The sequence below is a fragment of the Streptomyces sp. NPDC087270 genome (assembly GCF_044744625.1).
Lineage (GTDB): Bacteria > Actinomycetota > Actinomycetes > Streptomycetales > Streptomycetaceae > Actinacidiphila.
In genome coordinates this window covers 1-21,234 of the sequence record NZ_JBIUYR010000020.1, presented here as the reverse complement: position 1 = coordinate 21,234, position 21,234 = coordinate 1, and the positions used below count along the sequence as shown (strand labels likewise).

12 protein-coding genes and 1 pseudogene are annotated in these 21,234 nt (G+C 72.6%); 8 read left to right on the top strand and 5 right to left on the bottom strand.

Annotation, left to right across the window (positions count from 1 at the left end; translation table 11 throughout):
* Positions 1-112 precede the first annotated feature (112 nt).
* Together ACIPAE_RS31965 and ACIPAE_RS31960 are read right to left on the bottom strand one after the other, a co-directional pair.
* The gene (locus ACIPAE_RS31965; RefSeq protein WP_402450004.1) at positions 113-4,102 is read right to left on the bottom strand and encodes a GH92 family glycosyl hydrolase; all 3,990 of its coding nucleotides are present in this window, start codon (positions 4,100-4,102) and stop codon (positions 113-115) included.
* A 1,056-nt stretch (positions 4,103-5,158) separates the two neighbouring features.
* Positions 5,159-7,501, bottom strand: a pseudogene (locus ACIPAE_RS31960) (GH92 family glycosyl hydrolase); the annotation flags it as partial.
* 320 nt (positions 7,502-7,821) lie between these two features.
* Between ACIPAE_RS31960 and ACIPAE_RS31955 the strand changes: the two are divergent.
* A complete protein-coding gene (locus ACIPAE_RS31955; protein WP_402450001.1) occupies positions 7,822-10,470 on the top strand; it encodes an alpha-L-rhamnosidase C-terminal domain-containing protein in 2,649 nt (882 codons plus the stop codon).
* Between the two features lie 65 nt (positions 10,471-10,535).
* Here ACIPAE_RS31955 and ACIPAE_RS31950 read toward each other — a convergent pair whose 3' ends face one another.
* Positions 10,536-13,841: a GH92 family glycosyl hydrolase gene (locus ACIPAE_RS31950; protein WP_366412732.1), complete on the bottom strand. Its 3,306-nt coding sequence runs from the start codon at positions 13,839-13,841 to the stop codon at positions 10,536-10,538.
* A gap of 455 nt (positions 13,842-14,296) precedes the next feature.
* Entirely contained in the window at positions 14,297-14,746 is a 450-nt protein-coding gene (locus ACIPAE_RS31945) for a winged helix-turn-helix transcriptional regulator (RefSeq protein WP_402449999.1), read from the bottom strand.
* A gap of 100 nt (positions 14,747-14,846) precedes the next feature.
* On the opposite strand from ACIPAE_RS31945, the gene ACIPAE_RS31940 reads away from it, so the two are divergent.
* The 5 genes from ACIPAE_RS31940 (at position 14,847) to ACIPAE_RS31920 (ending at position 18,584) form a co-directional block, all read left to right on the top strand.
* On the top strand, positions 14,847-15,716 hold the full coding sequence (locus tag ACIPAE_RS31940; protein WP_402449996.1) for an alpha/beta fold hydrolase: 870 nt from the start codon (positions 14,847-14,849) through the stop codon (positions 15,714-15,716).
* Between the two features lie 252 nt (positions 15,717-15,968).
* Entirely contained in the window at positions 15,969-16,436 is a 468-nt protein-coding gene (locus ACIPAE_RS31935) for a hypothetical protein (protein WP_329362124.1), read from the top strand.
* Positions 16,433-17,158 carry a hypothetical protein gene (locus tag ACIPAE_RS31930; protein WP_402449993.1) on the top strand — a complete coding sequence of 242 codons (726 nt, stop codon included), beginning with the start codon at positions 16,433-16,435 and terminating at the stop codon, positions 17,156-17,158. Before ACIPAE_RS31935 ends, ACIPAE_RS31930 begins: the two co-directional genes overlap by 4 nt.
* A gap of 329 nt (positions 17,159-17,487) precedes the next feature.
* Complete coding sequence (locus ACIPAE_RS31925) at positions 17,488-17,922, top strand: DUF779 domain-containing protein (RefSeq protein WP_329362128.1); 435 nt, start codon at positions 17,488-17,490, stop codon at positions 17,920-17,922.
* Between the two features lie 224 nt (positions 17,923-18,146).
* Entirely contained in the window at positions 18,147-18,584 is a 438-nt protein-coding gene (locus ACIPAE_RS31920; protein ID WP_329362130.1) for a VOC family protein, read from the top strand.
* Between the two features lie 44 nt (positions 18,585-18,628).
* On the opposite strand, the gene ACIPAE_RS31915 is transcribed toward ACIPAE_RS31920, so the two are convergent.
* The gene (locus tag ACIPAE_RS31915) at positions 18,629-19,348 is read right to left on the bottom strand and encodes an AraC family transcriptional regulator (RefSeq protein WP_402449989.1); all 720 of its coding nucleotides are present in this window, start codon (positions 19,346-19,348) and stop codon (positions 18,629-18,631) included.
* A 279-nt stretch (positions 19,349-19,627) separates the two neighbouring features.
* On the opposite strand from ACIPAE_RS31915, the gene ACIPAE_RS31910 reads away from it, so the two are divergent.
* The gene (locus tag ACIPAE_RS31910) at positions 19,628-20,296 is read left to right on the top strand and encodes an alpha/beta fold hydrolase (RefSeq protein ID WP_402449986.1); all 669 of its coding nucleotides are present in this window, start codon (positions 19,628-19,630) and stop codon (positions 20,294-20,296) included.
* Between the two features lie 175 nt (positions 20,297-20,471).
* Positions 20,472-21,149: a hypothetical protein gene (locus tag ACIPAE_RS31905; RefSeq protein ID WP_329362136.1), complete on the top strand. Its 678-nt coding sequence runs from the start codon at positions 20,472-20,474 to the stop codon at positions 21,147-21,149.
* Positions 21,150-21,234 lie beyond the last annotated feature (85 nt).

Sequence of the window (21,234 nt, the reverse complement as noted above, 5' to 3'; positions counted from 1 at the left end):
CCCGGCGGCGCGGCCGCCTCGCTCAGGCGCACGGGTGGCTCGCCCGGACAGCGGAACGCGGCGACGCCCCCGGCACGGGTGTGACGGGGGCGTCGCCTCGGGCGGGTGCGGATCAGTGGTGGGTGCTCGCGCCGGATGTGGCGAGCAGTTCCACCTCGGACAGCGTGGTGGACGTGCCGCCGTTGTTCGCGGTCACCACCAGGCGGTAGGACGAGTAGGCGCCGGGGTGGGCGATCTCGAAGGGACGGGTCTGCAGGCGGTCGTCGAAGGTCTGGCCGCTGCGGGTGTCGACGGTCTTCCAGTGCTTCCCGCCGTCGTCGGAGCCCTGGAGCTGCCAGCTCTTCGGGTCCTGGGCGGCGGTGCTGCCGGAGGTGAGGGTGTAGAAGGTGGCCTTCTGCTCGGCCGACTTGCCGCTGCCCTGGTAGGCGTAGGTGATCTGCGGCGTCGCGGACGGGAAGGTCACCGCGGTCTTGGAGGTGTTGTCGAACAGGCCGGACACGTCGGTGCCGTCGGCCGCCGAGCCGGTGCCCAGGCCCGCCCCGGTGGTGTCCGCGAGCGGCTTCGGGGTGCCGCCGGCCGGGGTCAGCGAGGTCTGGACGGCGGAGCTGCCGGTGCCCCACGTGGACGGCTTGGCGCCCATGGTGAAGTCCAGCACGGCGCCCTTGGAGAGCTGGTCCTGGGTCAGGTAGACCTTGTTGTACGGCTTGCCGTTGACCTTCAGCGACTGCACGTAGACGTTGCTGCGGCTGTTCTTCGGCGCGTTGACGGTGATGGTCTTGCCGTTGTCGAGGTGGATCGTCGCCTTGGTGAACAGCGGCGAGCCGATCTCGTAGTTGCCGCTGCCGGTCTGCAGCGGGTAGAAGCCCAGCGCGCTGAAGATCTGCCAGGTGGAGGTGGCACCGTTGTCCTCGTCACCGGGGTAGCCCTGGCCGATCGAGCTGCCGGTGAACAGCCGCTGCTCGATCTCCCGGACCGCCGCCTGGGTCTTGGCCGGCGCGCCCGCGTAGTCGTACATGTACGGGATGCCGTAGGAGGGCTGGTTGCTCATGCCCAGCTCGCCCATGCGGACGTCGCGGGCCTCGATCATCTCGTGGATGGTGCCGCCGTACGACCCGGTGTCGCCCTGGGCGGTCTCCTGCGTGCCGAAGAACGTGTCGAGCTTCTTCTCCATGCTCTTCTGGCCGCCGTACAGCGAGGTCAGGCCGGCCGGGTCCTGCGGCACGGTGAAGGCGTAGTTCCAGCCGTTGGACTCGGTGTACTCGTAGCCCCAGGTCTTGGGGTCGTAGTCCGAGTCCGCCACCCGCCAGGAACCGTCGGCCTTGCGGCCCTCGAAGAAGCCCACGTTCTTGTTGAAGATCGTGGTGTAGTTCTGCGCGCGGGCCAGGAAGTACGCGGACTCCTCCTGGTAGCGCTCGCGGTCGGCCTTGGAGGTGCCGGGGGCCTTGGCGAGCTTCGCCGCCATGGTGCCGATGCCGTAGTCGTTGACGTAGCCGTCCAGCGACCAGGAGACGCTGCCGTCCACCGAGGTGTTGGTGTAGCCGGTGAACTCGGAGGTGTCGATGCCCTTGCGGCCGGTGCCGGAGTTCGGCGAGACGGTGGTGGCGTTCTTCACCGCCGCTTCGTACGCGGCCTTGGCGTCGAAGCCGGTCACGCCCTTGGCGTAGGCGTCGGCGAAGGCGACGTCGGAGCTGGTGCCGGTCATCAGGTCGGCGTAGCCGGGCGAGGACCAGCGGGCGGTCCAGCCGCCGTCCTTGTACTGCTGCACGAAGCCGTTGGCGAGCTTGCCCGCGGTGTCGGACTCCAGCAGCGAGTAGGCCGGCCACTCGGTGCGGTAGGTGTCCCAGAAGCCGTTGTTGACGTAGACCTGGCCGGGGACGACCTTGGCGCCGGTCTGCGTCGGGGAGCTGGGGCCCTGCGGCGAGAACGAGCTGGCGTAGCTCCACACCGGGTGCGCGTTCGTCCCGGTGTTCTCCGAGGCGGAGTTCGGGTAGAGGTTCATCCGGTACAGGTCGGAGTAGAGCGTGGTCAGCTGGTCGTCGCTGGCGCCCTGCACCTCGACCTTGCCGAGCTTGGCGTTCCACGCCTGCGCGGCGCGGTCCTTCACGGAGGTGAAGGAGGTGCCCTGCGGGATCTCCTGGTCCAGGTTCTTCTTCGCCTGGTCGGCGCTGATGAACGAGGTGGCGATGCGCATGGTCACCACCTTGTTGCCGGAGGTGTCGAACTGCGCGTAGCCGGTGACGTTGTCGCGGCCCGCTCCGGTGGTCTTGGTGGCCGTGCCGGGCGTCCGGTCGAACTCGGCGTGCACGTACATCCGGCTGGCGCCGGTGGACAGCCCGCTCTTGTGGTCGGCGTAGCCGTCGAGGGTGCCCTTGGCGGCGTCGAAGGTCAGACCTCCGTTGTTGTCGATGTTGTCGAAGAGCAGGTCACCGGTGTTGCCGGGGAAGGTGAAGCGCATGATCGCCGAGTGGTCGGCGGGCGCGATCTCGGCCTTCAGGCCGTTGGTGAACGTCACGCCGTAGTAGTCGGGCTGCGCCACCTCGTCGGAGTGCTTGAAGGGCAGCGCCCGCTTGGTGCGGTCCAGGTCCGGGGTACCGGTGGCCGTGGAGGGCATCACCTGGAACAGGTCGCGGTCACCCATCCACGGGCTGGGCTCGTGGCTGATGCCGAGCGCCTGCAGCTCGGGCAGGTTGTCGGCGTTGTTCTGCGCCGCGTAGCTGTACTCCCAGCTGTCCGAACCCGCGTCGGTGACCGGGGTGTAGAAGTTGAAGCCGTTCGGCACCGCGGTCAGCGGCAGGTTGTTGCCGCGGGAGAAGGACCCGGAGGAGTTGGTGCCGCGCCGGGTGTCCACGTGGTCGACGTAGCTCTTGGAGGTGTTCGCCGCCGGGGCCGCGCCGATCGTCAGGTCGTCGATCCAGCCCTTGAACTGGGTGGCGGCGCCCTGTGCCGCGCTGCCGGCCGGGTCGTCGTAGCCGAGCAGGATGCGGTCGATCGTCTTGCCCGCGGCGACCTTGCCGACGGACGCGGCGACCGCGTTCCACTGCGAGGCGTAGAGGATCTTCGAGTCGCCCTGCGCCCGCGGGGTGAGCGCGACGCCGTTCACGTCCTGCGCGCTGCTGCGCAGCTGGCTCAGGTACGTGCCGTCGGTGAAGTGCAGGTCGATCGAGGCGTACGTGCTGGGGTACTTCAGGTCCCCGCCGGTCAGCTCCGGGAAGATGTCGTACGACAGCTGGGTGTCACGCGCGACCGGGATGTGCACGTCGTAGAGCTTGTTCCAGGCGTGCACCGCGCCGGACGCGGTGTGGGTGCCGGCGTACTCCAGCGCCTTGGCGCCGGTGAAGCCGACGTTCGGCTTGACGTCGGGACCCGAGGACGGGCCGCTGCCCACGTCGGTGGTCATGCCGGCCACCGGGGTCGGGGCGGCGGAGCCGTCGGAGAGGATGAGGTCGGCGAGCTGGGTGGAGCCGGTGTTGCCGCTGTTGGCCGTGACGTTGAGCCGGTAGTAGCGGTAGGCGCCGGGGTGGGCCACGTCGAAGATGTCCGACGAGAAGCGGTTGGCGAACTTCTGGCCGCTCTCGGTGTCCACGGTGGTCCAGGTGGAGCCGTCGGCCGAGCCCTGCAGCTCGAAGTCCTTCGGGTCGCGGTCCGGGCTGTCGTTGGCCGAGGTGAGCGCGTACTTCTTGACGGTCACGTCGCCGGACAGCTCGTACTGCAGCCAGCCGGTGGTGGCGAAGGTCAGCCACTTGGTGTTGGGGTCCTCGTCGGCGGCCTTGCCGGCCGTCTCGTCGGGCGGGTTGTCCGAACTCGCCGTGACCTTGGCGATCTTGTCCTTGATGCTGCCGGCCAGCACCGGCACGTTGCCGGCGGTCACGCCGGAGACCCACGCCTTGCCCTTGGCGTCGGTCTCCGAGGTGCTGGTCCAGGTCGGCTGCGGCTGCCCGGACTCGAAGGACGTGGTGAAGGCCGGCGCGGGGGTGTCGCCCGCACCGTGCGAGCCGCTGCCCGCGGCGTGCGCGAGGCCGGCGGCGGGCACGGTCAGGGCCATGGACACCGCGGCTGCCAGTAGTGATCTGGCGAGGGTGCGGCGGGATCGGCCACTTCTCATGGAGGTGCTGCCTTTCTGGTTACGGCTCCAGGTACTGACCGGTGCCCCGCCCGCTTGCACGGGGGTCGCGGGCGGGCGGGGCACCGGCAGGTATGCGGCGGTCGGACGGGCGGTCAGGCGGCGGTCAGGGACGATCGGCCGCGGTCAGGCGTTGTGCCCGCTGATCGCGTACAGCGCCAGGTTCGTGTTGTCGGGAAGGGTGACGGACTGCGCGGTCTTGCCGCTGTCCAGCGGGACGGAGAGGTGCCAGAGGTTGACCGCGACGCCGTCCGGCGCGCCGCTGCTGTTGTAGCGGCTGTCGGCGTGCACGGCGATGTCCTCGCCGAGCCGCGGGGAACCGGCCGCCCAGTCCGTGGCGTTCAGCGCGACCTGCGCGCTGCTGCCGTCGGCGTAGTGCACCGTCGCGGTCGAGGTGACGTCCCCGCCGTGCGCGGAGAGCAGCACGTCGAGCCCCGAGTAGGCGCGCGGCACCAGGGAGACGGTCTGGCCGTGGGCGGTGACGAAGTTCTTCGCGGTGCCCGCGGTGTCCGGGAAGTCGTAGGCGCGGCCGGCCAGCACCCCGGTGCCGGGCGTCGGCATCTGTTCGGCCGGGTAACTGGTGCCGGTGCCGTCGAAGTCCGCGCCGGGGCCGCCCGCCGCGCTCACCCCGTCCACGTCGTACTGCCCGGACAGGTCCTGCGGGCAGTAGCCGCTGCTGCCCTGGCAGCCCGCGGTCGTCACCGACACCGGTACGGTCCTGGTCGCGGTCGGCCCGCCGGCCTGCTTCACCGTGACGGTCACCGGGTAGGTGCCGTCGGGCGTGCCCGCCGGGGCGGAGACGTGCAGCGGCACCACGTGGGTGGCGGGCAGGGACTTGGATTCGACGGTGAAGGAGGTCCGCGCCGGGTCGACGCTCAGCGGTCCGGCGGAGGAGACCGCCACCGAACCGGACACCGTGCCGGGCCCGGAGAGCACCGCGGACACGTCCACCTCGGTGGCCTTGGCCCCGGCGAGGATGCCGGGCGCGGCCGGGCTCGCGGCCGCGGCGGTGTGCCGACGGTTGTCGGGCACGTGGTCGAGGGCGGGCGGCGCGGCCGACTTGGCGGTGCCCCAGGTCGAGGGCGAGGTGCCGAGGGTCAGCGCGAGGTTCTTGCCCGCCTTGATGTCGGCGGTGGTGAAGTAGGTGTCGGTGAGCGCCTTGCCGCCCAGGCGCGCGGACTGGATGTAGCGGTCGCTGTCGCTGCTGCCCGGCGCGGTGACGGTCAGCCGGCCGCTCGGGTAGTACTTCCGGTCCAGGCTGAGGTCGACCCGGCTGAACAGCGGCGTGGACACGCCCCATTCGTCGGTGCCGGGCGCCATCGGGTAGATCCCGATCGCGGACAGCACCTGCCAGGCCGACATCGTGCCGAGGTCGTCGTTGCCGGTGACCCCGTTGGGCGCGTCGGTGAACAGCGTCAGCGCGGCGTGCACCACGTCGGTGGTCTTCCACGGCTGCCCGGTGGACAGATACGTGTACGGGGCGCTGAGGTCGGGCTCGTTCTGCGGGTTGTACTTGTCCTGGTTGTAGTACGAGTAGGGGCCGTTGACCCACACGTTCCGGGCGGTGCCGGCCGGGTCCTTGAGCAACTGGTCGTAGGCGAAGAAGGAGTCCAGCCGCGCGTTCCCGGCGGAGGTGCCGCCGATCTGGTCGAGCAGGCCGGGCAGGTCCTGCGGCACCAGCCACATGTACTGCCAGGACGTGCCCTCGTGGAAGCCGACGCTGGAGGCGGGGTCGGTCGGGCCGACGAACGCGCCGTCGGTGTCGCGGGCCTGGAAGAAGCCGGTGGCCGGGTTGAGGATGCTGCGGTAGTTCTGGCCGCGGGTCAGGTACGTGGCGGCGTCGGCCTTGTGGCCCAGGTCGCGCGCCATCCCGCCCAGCGCCGCGTCGGCCAGCGCGTACTCCAGCGTCGCGGACGGCCCGTGCTGGTAGTCGTCGTCACCGGGCTTGGTCTGCGGCCGGGTCGGGTCGTAGGGCACGTAGCCGTTGGCCAGGTACTCCGGGTCGGCCTGGCGGTCGGCGGACGGCGAGGAGGCGGGCGCCGCGTGGTCGACGTGCTGCTTCAGCACCCGGTACGCCTCCTCCTCGTGGCCCTTCAGCAGGCCCTGCCGGTAGGCGTCGACCAGGAACGGGGTCACCGGGTCGCCGGTCATGATGTTGGTCTCGACGGTGCCGTAGCCCCAGCGCGGCAGTTGCCCGCTCTCGTCGGCCACCCGCAGCAGCGACAGCGCCATGTCCCGGGACTCGCGCGGCGCCAGCAGCGACAGCAGTTGCTGCTGGGTGCGGTAGGTGTCCCACAGCGACCAGTTCTGGTAGTACGTGATGCCGTCCGCGGGGTGCACCTTGCCGTCCCAGCCGGTGTAGCGGCCGTCCACGTCGTCGCCGACGTTCGGGGCGAGGAAGGACCGGTACAGCGACGAGTAGAAGGTGCGCTGCTGCTCGTCGGTGCCGCCGGTCACCCGTATCTGCGCGAGCCGGTCCTGCCACGCCTGCTTGGCGGCGGCGCGGGTCCGGTCGAAGCTGCCGCGCCCCTCCGCGGCGAGGTTCTTCGCGGCGCCGGCCGGGCCGGTCCACGACAGCGAGGTCACGGCGGTGACGGCGCGGTCCTTGGTGGTGTCGAACCGCACGTAGGCGCCGCCGCGTCCGGTGGAGGTGGACGTGGCGCTGCCCGCGGTGACGGTGCCGCCGTTCCAGGTGCCGTAGGAGGCGAACGGCCGGTCGAAGCGGGTCTCGGTGTAGAGCGTGTACGGCTTGGTGTCCTGGCAGAAGCCGCTGCCGGTGATCGCGGTGAGCACGGTGCGGTCGTCCACGACGGTCACGGTGCTGCTGGTCACCTTGTGCAGCGCCTGGCCGCTGTCGAGCAGGACGTTGGCCTTGTCGGTCGCGGGGAAGGTGTAGCGCTGCCAGCCGGTGCGCGCGGTCGCGGTCAGCTCGGCGGTGATGCCGGTGCCGAGCTTCACCTGGTACGACCCGGGCGACGCGCTCTCGTCGTCGTGGCTGTACGGCGCCGCGTACTGCGCGTCGTCGGTGCTGGTGATGTCGCCGGTGGTGGGCAGCACCGGCAGGTCGCCGCCGAGGCCGCAGCCGACGCCGGACAGGTGCACCGAGCTGAAGCCGAGGATGTGGTCCTGGTTGTAGTCGTAGCCGGTGTTGTGGCCGGTGTCCGGGGAGAGTTGGACCATGCCGAAGGGCACGGCGGCGCCGGGGTAGGTGTTGCCGTCGTCCTGGGTCCCGATGAACGGGTTCACCAGGTGGGTCAGGTCCCCGCCCGCGCTCGCCGTGCCGGCCGAGGCGGCCTGCGCCGGCAGTGCCGCCGCGCAGGCCGCGGCGAGCGCGACCACTGCCGCGGTGGCCGCTCTTCGCAGCCGCGTCCGTCGGGTCATCGTGTACTCCACTTCGTTGACAACGTTGTCAGCTCTCCATGCAGGCCGGGCCTGGTGGAATCCGGGGCGTGGGACATGCCAAGAATGACAGGAATCCTGACGACGAAGGGCCCCGGCGTCAAGCGTTCGGCGCCTGACGGATGATCAGAAGCCGTCCGACGCCGCCGCGTCCGTATCGATTCAAGCCTCGGCGCACCCCCGGCGGGCCGCGAAGGCTCGCCCGGCGCGACACCTGGACGGAGCTCGGATGTGCTTGTAGCCTCAAGCCGCACTCCACCATTGAAACGTTTCACACCGTCGTCCCGTCTGGAGCCGCCCCCATGCCCAACACCCCTGCGGGAGAAGGTCCCCGCCCGCCCGGACCGCAGCGCCGCACCGTCATGAAGGCCGGGCTCGGCGGCGCCGCGCTGGCCGCCGCCGGGCTCACCTTCGGCTCCGCCGGCACCGCCGCCGCGGACAGCGCCCACCGCGGCGGGGCCGGCGCCCCGGCCCCGCACGACACCGGCGACTGGCAGAAGTACGTCCAGGGCCCGTCCAGCCGGACCGTACGGCCGGTGAGCGTGCTGCGCAGCAGCGGCGCGGTCACCGACCCGCAGGCGCTGCTGGCACCGGGCGGCGGCGTCACCGTGCTGAGCCGCCCGCAGCCGGCGCAGCCGCCGCGCTGGCCGGACGGCACCACGGCGACCGCCTCGTCCTCGCACGCGCCCAACGGCGGCGACGACGGGCAGCCGCGCACCTACGACGCCGGCAACGCGATCGACGGCGACCCCGGCACCTTCTGGAACGACGACACGATCGCGGCCTACCCGGACACCCTGACCGTCACCACGGCCGCGCCGCTGTCCCTGCCGGGCATCACGCTGCTGTCCAACTCCGACGGCGTGCCGGCCGACTTCACCGTCGAGACCTGGGACGGCGCGGCCTGGCGGACCGCCGCCACCGTCACCGGCAACACGTCCGTGCGGCGGGCCGTGCCCTTCGCCGCGACGGTCTCCACCACGCAGGTGCGGATCAACGTCAGCGCCGACCAGAGCACGCCCCAGGGCGAGTTCACCCGGATCAACGAGGTGTACCCGGGGCTGCTGGCCGACGACGACATCCCGCGGGTGGTGGTCGACTTCGGCAAGGTCGTGGTGGGCTACCCGCACGTCACCTTCACCTCCGCCTCGGGCAACTCCCCCGGCGTGCGGCTGGCGTTCTCCGAGACCGTCCAGTTCCTCACCGACCGCAGCGACTTCACCCGGGCCGACCAGTCCGGGGTGCCCTCCCAGGGCACCGACCAGTTCGCGGTGCCGGCCGGCGGCGCCGACTGGAAGGACACCAAGGGCTACCAGAGCGGCACCCAGGTCTACGCCGACGGCCTGCACGGCTTCCGCTACCTGCAGATCAGCCTGGACGCGCTCGCCTCCGACGCGCCGGCCGCCCAGCCCTGGGGCGAGGTGTCGATCGACGCGGTGTGGCTGGAGTTCACCGCCTACCTCGGCACCCCGGACTCCTACACCGGCTGGTTCCTCAGCGCCGACGACGACCTCAACCGCTACTGGTACGGCGCCGCGTACACCAACGAGCTGGTCACCGACACCTTCCGGTCCGACGACATCGACCCCCGCGGCGCCGACAGCCCCTCCCTGGACGGCAAGCTGGTCCTCCAGGACGGCGCCAAGCGCGACCGGGACCCGTACGTCGGCGACCTGGCGGTGTCCGCCCGCACCCTGTACCTCACCCACGACGACGCGGCCGCGGCCGCCCGCAACGTGCTCGCCGACCTCGCCGACCACCAGCGCTCCGACGGCTGGATACCGCCGGCGTCGATCAACGGCTACACCCTGCCGCTCTTCGACTATCCGCTGTGGTGGGTGACCTGCAGCTGGGACTACGTCCTGCACACCGGCGACCGCGCCTACGCCACCGGCTACTACCCGCACCTGACGAAGGTGCTCGACTCCTGGTACCCGTCGGTGACCGACGGGGACGGCCTGCTCAGCAAGGGGCTCAACGGCACGTCGGGGTACGGCGACTACGCCTTCCTCGGCCGCACCGGGCAGATCACCTACTACAACGCCAACTACGTGCAGGCCCTCACCGACGCCGCCTCGATCGCGACGTACCTGGGCAACTCCGCCGACGCCGGCCGCTGGACGGACCGGGCGACCACCGTCGCCGCCGCCGTCAACACCCACCTGTGGGACGCGGCCGCCGGCGCCTACCTGGACTCCTCCAGCGGCCCGGCCCGGCACGCCCAGGACGGCAACGCGATCGCGATCACCGCCGGCGTGGCCGACGCCACCCGGGCCGCGTCCGCCCTCGCCCACCTGGACGCCACGACGGTACTGCCGTACGGCAACGCCTTCATGGACAACGACACCATCTTCGACGGCGCCTCGCAGCGGGTCTACGCCTTCACCTCCTACCCGGAGCTGGTCGCCCGCTTCCGCAGCGGCCGGGAGGACTCCGCGCTGGACCAGATCCGCCGCACCTACGGCTGGATGGACACCCACGACCCGGGCATCACCAGCTGGGAGGGGATCGGCCCCGACGGCTCGCTGTACGAAGGCTCGTACACCAGCATGGCGCACGGCTGGTCGACCGGCGTGGTGCCGGCGCTCACCAACGAGTTGCTCGGCGTCCGGCCGACCGCGCCGGGCTTCACCACCTGGTCGGTGCGCCCCCGCCCCGGCTCGGTCGCCTGGGCGCGCGGCCAGGTGCCCACCCCGCGCGGCCCGCTCGGGGTGGACTGGCACCATCCCGGCCGGGGCACGTTCGCCCTGACCGTCCGGGTGCCGCGCGGCACCCGGGGCAGCGTCGCCCTGCCCACCGACGGACACCACGTCACGGTGCACGTCGACGGCAAGCTCGCGTGGAACGGAAAGAAGGCCAAGGCGTACGCCGCCCGGGCCCAGGACGGCTGCGTGCTGCTCGACGGGCTGACCGCCGGGACCCGCACGGTGTCCGTCCGCCCGGCCGGCTGAGCGGGCGCGGGCGGCCGCCCCCGGACCCGCGTGCTCGGTCCGGGGACGGCCGCCCGCGCCGTCGGTCACGCCGTCGCCACCGCGAAGACGTGCATGTCGCCTCCCGTGGTGGTGGCCGGCAGCGTCACCGAGGCGAGCTGCTTGCCCGCCTGGAGGGTGATGGCCGCGGTCGCGAAGACATCGGTGCCCACCGGGTCGGTGCTGCTGCCCATGACGTCGCGGTACGTGGTGTGCACCGCCGTGACGTTGCCGAAGGAGGGCTGGTCACCGCCGCCGCCGAGGGTCCAGTCGCTGAAGCCGATGTCGGCCTGCTGGGTGGTGCCGTCGGTGTAGGTGAGGGTGGCCGTGCCGCTGGTGGGGCCGTCGTCGGCGCTGCCCAGCAGGCTGAGCCGGGTGGCGCCCGCCGCGGTCTTGGAGACGTCGAGCACCTGGTCACCGCCGCCGACCTGGATGTTGTCGGGGGCGCCCGGCGTCACCTGCGGCCAGGTGAAGTCGAAGCCGCCCGCCGAGACGGTGCTGCCCGGGGTGACGCCGGCCGCGGCCAGCGCCTTCGCCGAGTAACTCCAGCCGCCGCCGTCGAAGTTGGCGGCCGGGTTGTCGTCGTCGGCCGATATGCCGCGGTTGTTGACGTACCAGCTGATGCTGCCCTTGACCCCGACCGTCACCGACAGCCACGCCTTGGGGGCGGGGGTGCTGCCGGAGCCGGCGGCCGAGGAGGTCAGGGTGATCGGGACGGCGTAGACGCCCGACTTGGTGCCCGCGGCGACCGAGACCGACAGCTTCGCGGTGGCGGTGCCGTTGGCGGGCAGGCTGATCCGGCCGCCGGCCGGGCTCAGCGTGATCCCGTCGGGCGCGGCCGCCGACCAGCGCACGTCCTGGCGGCTGTCGCGGATCGTCGAGACGCTCAGCGTGCTGTCCGCCGACGTGCCGGGCTCGGCCTTGACCGCGCCGGGCGCGGTGCTGGCGAAGAACGGCGCCTCACCGTCGCGGTAGGACGGCGGCGCGTCCTTGGCGGCACTGCCCCACTTGGTGTTCGGGGTGCTGCCCAGGGTGTAGTCCAGGGTGCCGCCGTGGGTGACGAAGGAGGCGGGGACCCAGGGCTGGTCGGAGCTCCTGCCGTTGGTGCGCAGGCTCTGGATGTAGACGTTCTTCGCCGAGGTCTGCGGCGCGTTGACCGTGATGGTCCGGCCGAGGCCGGTGTGGATCACCGCGTGCGGGAAGACCGGCGCGGTGAGCACCAGGTCGGCGCGGCTGGGCACCTGCGGGTACAGGCCGAGCGCGGAGAAGACGTACCAGGACGACATGGTGCCCGCGTCGTCGTTGCCGGGGATGCCGCCGGGGGTGTTCGTCCACAGCGTGTCGGTCTCGGCGCGGGTGGTCTCCTGCGTCTTGTAGGGCGCGCCGAAGTAGTCGTACAGGTAGGCCGCGTTGATGTCGGGCTCGTTGGTCGGGTCGTTCTTCGTCGGGTCGTCGGCGGTGAAGTCGAAGCTGCCGTCGGCGTCGTGGAAGAAGGCGTCGAGGCGCTCGATGGCCGCCTTGTTCCCGCCCATCGCCTGGGCGAGGCCGGCGATGTCGGAGTAGACCATCCAGCTGTACTGCGAGCTGGTGCCCTCCACGAAGCCGTCGCCGGTGGCGGGGCTGAAGTTGGTGCCGGCCCAGGAGCCGTCGGAGTTGCGGTTGCGCATCCAACCGCCCTGCGTGGTGGCGTTCGGGTCGAAGACGTTGCTCCAACTGCCGCTGCGCTGCGCGAACTTCTGCGCGTCGGAGCGGTCGCCGAGCTGGCCGGCCAGCTGCGAGATGCCGAAGTCGGCCGCGGCGTCCTCCAACGTCTCGGCGGCGCCGCCCCAGCAGTGGCAGTTGTCGGCGGGCACGTAGCCGAGCGCCTTGTACTGGTCGAGCGCGGGGCGTTGGCCGACACACTCGACGTTGCAGCCGGAGCTGTCGGAGTCGTTCGCGGTCGGCACGGTGGCGGCCTTGACGAGCGAGGCGAGGGCGCCCTTGGCGTCGAAGTCGGTGCCGCCGAAGGCGTAGATCCCGGCGAGCGCCGCGTCGGAGGGGTCGCCGGACATGACGCTGGTCTTGCCGTTCTCCAGCAGCCAGCGGTCCCACTCACCCCCGCGCTGGTTCGCGTAGTTGAACAGCGACTGGGCGTAGTCGCTGCCGACCTTGGGCTGGAGCAGCGTCAGCAGCTGCACCTGGGCGCGGTACTGGTCCCAGCCGGAGAAGGTGCCGTACTGCGCGTGCTGGCCGCGGGAGAGCCGGTGGACCTTGCGGTCGCCGCCGAGGTACTGCCCGTTGGCGTCGTTGGTGAGCGTCGGCTCCAGCATCGAGTGGTAGAGCGCGGTGTAGAAGGTGCTGGTCTGGTCGGAACTGCCGCCGGAGACCTGGACCTTGCGCAGCGCGGTGTTCCACGCGGCGACCGCCTGGGCGTGGACCGCGGCGAAGGACTTGCCCGGCGGGTTCTCCGCGCGCAGGTTCGCCTCGGCGTTCGCGGCGCTGACGTACGAGATCGCGACCTTGGCCTGCACGTTCTTGGTGCCCTGGGCGAAGGTGACGTAGGCGCCGGAGCCCTTGCCCGCGGTCGCGTTGCCGCTGGAGTTGTAGCCGGTGCCGCCGGAGGCCGAGGTGGAGCCGGGCTTCAGCGTGTCGTCGGTCCAGGTGCCGACCTTCGCGAACGGCTGGTCGAAGTGCGCGGTGAAGTACAGGGTGTAGAGGTCGTGCCGGTTGTTCGCGCTCTGCGGGCCGCAGAAGTTGCCCGCGCTCACCGAGCCGGTGACGGTCCGCGTCGCGGCGTCCACGTGGACGTCGGCCGCGCTGCTGCCGCTCTCGGAGTTGGATGTGCGCAGCAGCATGCTCGCGGGCTTGTCCGCCGGGAAGCCGAACTCCCCCGTGCCGGTACGGGCGGTGCTGGTCAGCTCGGCGCTCGCGCCGCTGTCCAGGCCGACCTTGTAGTAGCCGGGCGACGCGGTCTCGTTCGCGTGGCTGAAGGTGCTCGCGTAGGTGGCGTCCTTGGTGTCCGCGCTCGGCGAGGAGTCGACGTCGCCGACGTACGGCATGATCGGGATGTCGCCGTTCGCGCCGGAGCAGCCCACGCCGTTGAGGTGGGTCAGGCTGAAGCCGCGGATCTTCGTGGCGTCGTAGCGGTAGCCGCCGGGCGCCGGCGTGGAGAACTGGTTCCCCGTCGAGTTCTGCGGGCTCCACGCGAGCATGCCGAACGGCACCACGGAGCCGGGGTAGGTGTTGCCCGCGTTCGACGTTCCGATCAGCGGGTTGACGGCCGAGGCCGGGTCGGCGGGCGCGCCGTGCGAGGGCGCCGCGTCGGCGGTCCCGGCGCCGAGGCCGAGCCCGAGGAGTGCGGTCGCCGCGGCCAGCGCGCAGACGGCTCTGCGCCTGCGGCGGGTTCCGACCGTCCGGTGCGGGGTTGAGTCTGGCACCAATCCTGCCCTTCGTGGAGTACGGGTGATCGGCAGGGGAACGGCCTCTCCCCCGGCGGGCGGGGCGACGGGACCGAACCCGACAACGTTGTCAGGAAGTGAAAGACGATGTTGCTCCGACCGCGCAGGAGTGTCAAGGAAAGTTCTGCGGCCGGGGCGGACAAACACGGTCAACTGCGTGTAAGCGGGGGGCTGTCGCGGGTGCGGGGGACGCGGGGGGCTGGTGACGGGGCGTCACCCGGGGGCGATCAGGGGGAGGTCGGGGGGCGAGGGGCCGACGGGTGGACGTGGCCGGTCCGGCGGCCGGCGCGCGGGGCCCGACGGGTTTCCGAACCGGCCTCGCAGCGCGGGATCGAACGCCCGTGCAGGGGCTTGAACGTGGGCCGCTCCCCTCAGCCGTCGGACGGTTGGGCGTCGGACGGTTGGGCGTCGGACGGTTGGGCTTCGGCCCGTGCGTGGGCGCGGTCGATCTCGGCCATGTGCTGCTCGGCCCAGTCCCTGACCGCGGACAGCGGGCCCTCCAGGGAGAGTCCCAACTCCGTGAGGCGGTAGTGGACGCGGGGCGGCACCGTGGGTTCGACGCGACGGCTGACGAGACCGTCGCGGGTCAGCCCGCGCAGCGTGACCGACAGCATCTTCTGCGAGACGCCCGCCATACGGCGCTGGAGTTCCGCGAAGCGCACCTCGTCCGGGGACGCCTCCGCCAGCACCTTGACGGCCATCGACGTCCACTTGGTCCCGATCCGGTCGAGCAGGCGCCGGGTCGGGCACAGCGGGTCGAAGAGGTCGCCGCGGCCCTGGGGCGGACCGGACGGGGAGGAGGGGACGGAAGGGGCGGTCACCTGGAGCTCACCACCTGTGGCACGAGTGCGGTCTTGGCCGGTCCAGCGTAGTTACCTACGGTGGTGTTGTCACCATTGGTAACCGCCTGGGAGGTCGCCCATGTCCCCCGTCCCCCGCACCACCGCCCGCAGCCGCCCGCCCGAGGTGGTGCTGCGCCGCGTCGAGGCGGGCGGCGTCGAACTCCATGTGGCGACCGCGGGGCAGGGCCCCGCCGTCCTCCTCCTGCACGGGTTCCCGCACACCTGGCAGCTGTGGACCGACGTCATCGGCGAACTCGCCCACGACCACCGGGTGATCGCCCCCGACCTGCGCGGGCTGGGCGCGAGCGGGCCCGCGACCGGCGGTTACGACGCCGGCACCCTCGCCGCCGACGCCGAAGCCCTCCTCGCCGCCCTCGGCGAGACCTCCGCGGCCGTGGTCGGCATCGACGCGGGCACCCCGCCCGCCTTCCTGCTGGCCATGCGCCGCCCCGACCTCGTCAGCCGGCTGGTGGTCATGGAGTCGCTGCTGGGGACGCTGCCGGGTGCCGAGGACTTCCTGGCCGGCGGGGCACCGTGGTGGTTCGGCTTCCACGCCGTGCCCGGCCTCGCGGAAGACGTGCTCACCGGCCACGAAGCCCGCTACATCGACTGGTTCCTCGACGCCGGCACCCTCGGGGAGGGGCTCCGCCCCGACCTCCGCGACGCCTTCGTCAGCGCCTACACCGGCACCGACGCGCTGCGCCGCGCCTTCTCGTACTACCGCGCGATGCCCGCCGGCGCCCGGCAGATCGAGCGGGCCGCCGCCACCGGCAGGCTGACGGTGCCCACGATGGCGATCGGCGCGCACCCTGTCGGGGCCGCGCTCGAACGGCAGTTGCGGCCGATCACCGACGATCTCGTGGGCCACGTCCTTGAGGACTGCGGCCACATCATCCCGCTGCACCGCCCGGAGGCGCTGCTCGGCCTGATCAAGCCGTTCCTGGGGTGAGCCCGGCCCGGAGCGGCGACCACCCGTCACAGCGGGACCGTCTCGCCCCTGCCGGCACAGGGGTAAGTAGGGCGTGGCCATCACCCGAAAGGGCGACGCCGCTACGCAGCGTCGCGTGACCGCATCGGCTACGGCGCGATCCGGGCTGCGTTCCGTTCGGTGACGGGTGGGGTCGCGCTCGAACGGGACGCGACCGGACGGAACCACGCGTCGCGGTGTTTCACGCCCGCGGGTGCGGGTCACCCGGGGACCATGATGCGAACGCTACTGCGCGGCGGCCTCGCCGGAGCCGCCGGGACGACCGTGCTCAACGCCGTCACGTACGGCGACATGGCCCTGCGCGGCAGACCCGCGAGCACCGTTCCGGAGGCGACCGTGGAGGCGCTGGCGGACCGGGCCGGGGTCACCATCGACGGCACCGGCCAGACCCGCGACAACCGGGTGAGCGCGTTGGCGGCGCTGTCCGGGATCGCCACCGGCGTGGGGGTGGGCACGGCCGTCGCCGTACTGCGGAAGGCGGGGGTGCGGCTGCCGCTCTGGGCGGGCGGCGTCCTCACCGGGGCGCTCGCCATGGCGGTCACCGACCTGTCCATGGCCGAGTTGAAGGTGAGCGACCCGCGCACGTGGTCGGGCGCGGACTGGGTCTCCGACGCGATACCGCACCTGTTGTACGGCCTCGCGACGTACGGTGTCGTGACGGCCGGGGAGCGGCGCGCGTGAGAGCGCCCGCCGGCGTACGGGCCGGCCTCGTGCGCGCCGGGCTGGTCGGGGCCGCGTCCGGGGCGCGCAGCCAGATCGGGACGGCTGCCGTCGCGGTGAGCGGGCGGGCCGAGACCGCCCCGGAACCGCTGGACCTGCTGGCCGGGCGGCCGGCCGTGATCGGCACGGTGACCGCTGCCGTCGGTGAACTGATCGCCGACAAGCTGCCGGCGACCCCGAGCCGGCTGACCGCCGCCGGGCTGGTGCCCCGCGTCGTGCTCGGCGGCCTGGCGGCCGCGGTGCTCGCCGCGGACGCCGTGCGGGTGCTCGCGCCGCCACCCGGCCGGCGGCGCGCGGCGGACGACGGGAAGGGTTCGGCGCGGCCGGCGGGTTCGGCGAACTCGGCGTCGGGGTCGGCGGGTTCGGCAAGTTCGGCGGGTTCGGTGCGGCCGGCGGGTTCGGGGTCGGGGTCAGCGGGTTCGGCGGACTCGGCGGCGGGTTCGGCGGAGAGGCCCGCGCCCTCCTCACCCGGGCCGGTCCTGCTCGCCACCGCCGGCGCGGTCGGCGGGGCCGCGGCGGTCGCCGCCGCCTTCGCGGGCGCCCGCTGGCGCCGCCGGTGGTCCCTGCGCGGACACGACGACTGGCCCGCCGCGGTCCTGGAGGACCTGGCCGCCCTGGCCCTCGCGGGCGCCGCGTGCACCCGTCCGACTCCCCCGCCCCGTACCGGTGACGCCGCGTGGTGATGGGGCGGGCCGCCTGAGCGAGGCGCACCCGGTGCCCCGGTGGGCCCCGTCCCTGCCTGCACGTCATCCTCGGGCCGCGGCGACCACTGACGTACGGACCCGGGGCCCTGCGCGGCCGAACTCCCTTGCCGACACCGGCCACCGCCGGCCGACACCGGCCACGACCGGCCCGCGCCGCGCAACGCGGGCCCCGACGAGCGGGTTCGGCCGGGGAGTTCGGCAGTAGCATCGAGGGAACGGGACGGACCGCCGTGGGAGCGGCGATCGGGGTGCGGACCAGGGACCGCGCGTCCGCCGGCCGGCCGCCCCGCCTGGAACGGAGGGCCGCGATGACTCCCCCGGCCTCCCCCGCGGACCCGGCCGAGCCGGTTCGCCGGGTCGAGTTGACCCCCGCCGCCGAGGAACTGCTCGGCCGGCTCGCCGATCGGCACGGCCCGCTGATGTTCCACCAGTCCGGCGGCTGCTGCGACGGAAGCTCCCCGATGTGCTACCTGCGCGGCGAGTTCCGGGTGGGCGGCGCGGACGTGCTGCTCGGCAGGGTGGCGGGCGACACGCCGTTCTGGATGAGCGCGAGCCAGTTCGCCTACTGGCGCCACACCCACCTCACGGTCGACGTGGTCAAGGGCCGTGGCAGCGGCTTCTCGCTGGAGGCCCCGGAGGGCGTGCGCTTCCTGCTGCGCTCACGCCTGCTCACCGACGACGAACTCGCCCGGCTGGCCGCCGAACCCTCCCCGCTCACCGGCGCGGACGCCACCGCGTCGTAGTCCGCCCGCCCCGCCCGACCTCACCTCACCTCAGCGGCGCCGCGTGCAACGTCAGCGGATTGTCGCGGCCGGGAGTCACCGCCTCCTCGTCGCCTTCCCCCATCCGCAACCAGGTCCGTACCGGGTCCGTACCGGTCCGTGCCGAGTTCGCACCTGAATCGGCACCCCGAGCTCGCGATCGTGGCCGGAAGGCGCTTGTCAGAGCCCCGCGGTACGGTCCCAGCATGGCTGCCGACATCGACCTGACCCTCGACTGCGCCGACGCGCAACTCCTCGCCGCCTTCTGGAAGACGGCCCTCGGATACGTCGACGAGCCGCCGCCGGCTCCGTTCAGGACGCGCGCGGAGTGGTTCGCGCAGTTCGACCTGCCGGCGGACGACTCCGTGGACGACGCCGCGTGGCTCTGCGATCCCGACGGCGCCGGACCCCGCCTGAGCATCCTCAAGGTCCCCGAGCCCAAGACGGCGAAGAACCGGCTGCACCTCGACATCCGCGTGCCCGGGCACGGCGGTCCCGACGAGCGATGGGCGCGGATCACGGCGGAGTCCGCGCGCCTGGTCCGCGCGGGCGGGACCGTCCTCCGGGAGTTCGCGGGCCATCACGTGGTGATGGCCGACCCGGAGGGCAACGAGTTCTGCGTCGCGGCGGCGGCCGGGAGTTAGGCGTCACTCGCACGAAGGGGGATGTGCCCGGGTAAGCGTGCGGGTCACTCCGAGGACGTGACCGCCGTCGGGGGTCGAGGTGTGGGGGCGGTGCTCTGGCGACCGGTCCGGTAGCGGCCCGGGGTGGTGCCGATGATGTGGGTGAACGCCTCGATGAAGCTGCTGGGGTTGGCCCATCCGCAGGCGTAGGCGGTCCGGGTGGTGTCCTGGCCCTCGGCGAGGAGCACGAGCGCGTGGTGGACGCGCAGTTGGGTGCGCCACTCGTAGAAGGTCATGCCGAGTTCGTTGCGGAAGAGCCGGCTGAGGGTGCGGGTGCTGGCGCCGATCGCCTTCCCTAGTTCGGCCAGCGTGGCGTTGTCCGCGGGCGTCTCGTGCAGTATCCGGGCGATGGCTCGCAGCCGGTCGTCCCGCGGTTCGGGCAGGTGCAGCGGCTGTTCGGGGGCTTCGCGGAGTTCCTCGACGAGGACGCGGAGCAGGCGCGAGCGCGCGGAGCGGCTGTAGCCGGTCGCGTCGTCGTCGTAGTTGCGGGGGCCGGTCAGGGCGAGCAGGACCTCGCGGGCGAGGCCGGAGGCCAGGAACACGGCGGGATGGTCCGGGACGAGCCGGGCGAGCGACGGGGTGAGGAAGACGATCCGCATGTCGGTGCGGCCGTGCGCGCGGTGGTCGTGCGTGAACCCGGCGGGGGTCCAGGCGACCCGGTTGGCGGGAACGATCGACGTGCCGCGCTCGGTGCGCACCGCCAGGACCCCGCCGGCCGCGTACACCAGGTGTCCTCGTGCGTGTGACTGCCACGCGCTCGTTCCGCCGGAGGGCCACAGGTGCCGCCCGCCGGAAGGCCACACATGTGACGTCACACCGGCGATCGGGCGAGGTTGGCGGCGAGCGGGCATCGGTTGGCATCCTAGCGGTGGCAAGCCATCTCCTGATCCCGTGACACTTCCTGCATGCGGAGTGGTCCTCAGGCGCGCAGCGCGCCTGGCCGCGCCGCATGCCATCGAGGCAGCGTGCCTCGATGTCGCGAGTTGGGAGAGAAGGAGACTCACATGGCGACATTCGTCCTCGTACCCGGTGCTTGGAAGGGTTCGTGGTCGTTCGAGGCGGTGGTGCCGTTGCTGGAGCGTGCCGGTCACAGCGTTCACGCGCTGACCCTGACCGGCCTGCGGCCGGACGACGACGACGCGGCGGTCGCGACCGCCGGTCTCGACACGCACGCCGGCGACGTCCTGCGGCACCTCGATCGCCACCACCTCACCGGCGTGACGCTGGTCGGCCACAGCTACGCCGGGATGGTGATCGCCGCCGTCGCCGACCGCGCCGGCGGCCGGATCGAGCGACTGGTGCACCTCGACGCCTACGTACCGCGCGACGGCGAGTCGTGCTGGTCGTCGACGAACGACCACTTCCGGGAGGTGTTCGCGGCCGGTGCCGCGGCCACCGGCTACTCCGTCCGACCGCCGGACGGCGGCGACCCCCGCCGCCGTCCCCATCCCCTCGCCTCGTTCCTTCAGACGATCCGGCTCACGGGCGCGCTCGCCCAGGTCCCCCGCCGGGAGTTCGTCTACTGCTCGGGATGGGAGGACCGAACGCCGTTCGCCGGGCTCCGCGCCCGGCTCCGAGCCGATCCCGAGTGGCGGGTCCACGAACTCCCCACCGGGCACGACGCGATGCACGAAGCCCCGGAGGCGGTCGCCGCGCTGCTGCTCGGCGAATGAGGCACGGACGGCGGCAGGCCCGGCGGTGAGAGTGCGGTGCCGCCGCGAAGCCGGACGACCGCCGACCGGCCCGCCGGTTGGCCGACGGTCGACCCGGGCGCGTCGCACCGCGGACCGACCACCTTGCCGCGCAAACGGTTTGGCACCGTGCCGTCCTCCGCATACGGTGCCGGACGTGGACCCCTCACCCGCGGTACCGACGACAGGCACACCGACTCCCCACTCCCCCGGGCCGGTCGGCCCCGACGACGTGGCACTGGCCGTGAAGCTGTCGGTGCGCGCGCTCTCGTCCGTGCCGGAGGACGGCTGGGACCGTCCGGCCGGCGACTTGACCTGGTCGTGCTGGGAGACCACCGAGCACCTGGCCGACGACCTGTTCGCGTACGCGCTCCAGATCGGCCCGGCGGTGCCGCCGGTGACCACGCATGTGCCCGTCTCCTGGCGGCAGATGCGGCCGGACGGGCCGTCGAGCACCATCTTCGTGGCGCGCGAGGAGGGCCGGGACGGGCTGCTCCAGGCGCTGGAGGCGTGCGGCGCCCTGCTGGTGGCGATGGTGCGCACCAGCTCGCCGCGGCTCCGCGCCCACCACGTCTTCGGCGTCTCCGACCCCGAGGGGTTCGGGGCGATGGGCGTGGTGGAGACCCTGGTGCACACCCATGACGTCACCTCCGGGTCCGGGCTGCCGTGGCAGCCGCCGGACCACCTCTGCCGGCGGGTGCTGCACCGGCTCTTCCCCGACGCCCCGACGGACGCCGCCCCGTGGCCGGCCCTGCTGTGGTCGACCGGCCGGGCCGAACTGCCGGGCCGGCCACGACTGGAGAAGTGGCGCTGGCACGGGGAGCCGCGCGGCTAGGCCGTGTTTTGGAAGTAGCGCCGTCCGCCCAAAGGGCGGGGCCCGTGGCGTCTGGTGCGTGCGATCGCAAGGCGGAGGGTTGTCC

Coding starts and splice junctions, on each gene's coding strand:
- ACIPAE_RS31940 (WP_402449996.1), top strand. CDS start 14,847: ATGTCCCCCGTCCCCCGCACCACCGCCCGCAGCCGCCCGCCCGAGGTG.
- ACIPAE_RS31925 (WP_329362128.1), top strand. CDS start 17,488: ATGACTCCCCCGGCCTCCCCCGCGGACCCGGCCGAGCCGGTTCGCCGG.
- ACIPAE_RS31920 (WP_329362130.1), top strand. CDS start 18,147: ATGGCTGCCGACATCGACCTGACCCTCGACTGCGCCGACGCGCAACTC.
- ACIPAE_RS31935 (WP_329362124.1), top strand. CDS start 15,969: ATGATGCGAACGCTACTGCGCGGCGGCCTCGCCGGAGCCGCCGGGACG.
- ACIPAE_RS31965 (WP_402450004.1), bottom strand. CDS start 4,102: ATGAGAAGTGGCCGATCCCGCCGCACCCTCGCCAGATCACTACTGGCA.
- ACIPAE_RS31910 (WP_402449986.1), top strand. CDS start 19,628: ATGGCGACATTCGTCCTCGTACCCGGTGCTTGGAAGGGTTCGTGGTCG.
- ACIPAE_RS31955 (WP_402450001.1), top strand. CDS start 7,822: ATGCCCAACACCCCTGCGGGAGAAGGTCCCCGCCCGCCCGGACCGCAG.